This window comes from Acinetobacter sp. LCT-H3 (genome assembly GCF_001866125.1).
Lineage (GTDB): Bacteria > Pseudomonadota > Gammaproteobacteria > Pseudomonadales > Moraxellaceae > Acinetobacter > Acinetobacter schindleri.
Map to the genome: position 1 here is coordinate 1 of NZ_MODX01000068.1, position 1269 is coordinate 1269.

Here is a 1269-nt window from a genome sequence, read left to right on the forward strand (position 1 = left end):
CACTGCTGTCCCATAGTTTGCTTTAAATAAAAAAACCTGAGTCCTAACAGTTAAAATATGAATGCAAACAAACACTTTAACGACCAGGATTCAGGTTTTGTCACATCAGAATACCGTATTTCATGAGCTAATTAAACCTGTTGTGCGACAGGATTTTGAACAACTTGCTAAAGTACACCATGTTGGACAGAAATTTAGAGCGGCTTCCCGGTGGGATCAGTTTATTGCCATATTGATGTCTCAATTCTCTTGTAGGCAAAGTCTGAGAGATATTCAATCCAATTTGGAGTGCCAACAGGAAAAGCTAAGTCATCTCGGAGCAAAGTCTATTCCCCGAAGCACGCTGGCACGAATCAATGAGCAGCAGCCTGCTGCCTTGTATCAACAGCTATTTTACAAGTTGCTTAAATACTATGAACACTCAAAAGTAGCTCATAAATTTCGCTTTAAGAATCCCTTGTATTCCTTGGATGCCAGTCATATTGACCTGTCGCTTTCCTTATGTGAATGGGCCAAAGTTCACGACTCAAAAGCCAGCATGAAACTCAGCATAGGATTGAATCACAGCAATGATATTCCTGAGTTTGTTACAGTTGAAAATGGCAAAGAAAATGACATGGTACAAGGCCGCAAATTCCAGTTTCCTGCTGGCAGCATTGTAGTTTTTGATAAAGGCTATGTCGATTACCAATGGTATGCAAATCTGACTGCTCAAAACATTGGATTTGTCACACGTTTTAGGCCTAAATCTGTGTATCAGGTGATCCAGCAACATCCAGTGCTTGAATCCAAAGGTATTCTAAAAGATGAAACCATTCAGCTGAATAGCGCACATGCCCTAAAAAGAAAAGCCCCAGTGTTAAGAAGAATTGAATATAGAGATCAGCAAAGTGGCAAGCACTTTAGCTTTCTCAGCAATAACTTTCATTTAGCCGCCTCCACCATTGCGGCGATTTATAAAGATCGTTGGAAAGTTGAGCTGTTCTTTAAGGCGATTAAGCAGAATCTCAAATTAAAAGCGTTTCTAGGCCGCAGCAGGAACGCAATTCAGACACAAATCTGGATTGCGATGATCGCCTATTTATTGGTGAGTTTCGCTCAACATTTAGGAAAAACAGGTTGGACAGTTCAACGTTTACTCAGAATAATTCAGGTGAACTTGTTTGAAAGAAGAACTTTAAAAGCTTTATTTTCACCCGATAAAATACCCATAAAACAAGAGGAAGCTCATTTGAGCTTCCTCTTGTGAAAAATTGTGGGACAGCAATG

Annotated in this window: 1 protein-coding gene; it reads left to right on the forward strand. The window is 39.9% G+C overall.

Annotated elements, in window-relative coordinates:
• Positions 1-97: 97 nt before the first annotated feature.
• Positions 98-1249 (forward strand): IS4-like element ISAbe18 family transposase, encoded by a 1152-nt coding sequence (locus tag BK820_RS14875; RefSeq protein WP_071321339.1) that lies wholly within the window; start codon positions 98-100, stop codon positions 1247-1249.
• The last annotated feature ends 20 nt before the right edge of the window (positions 1250-1269 follow it).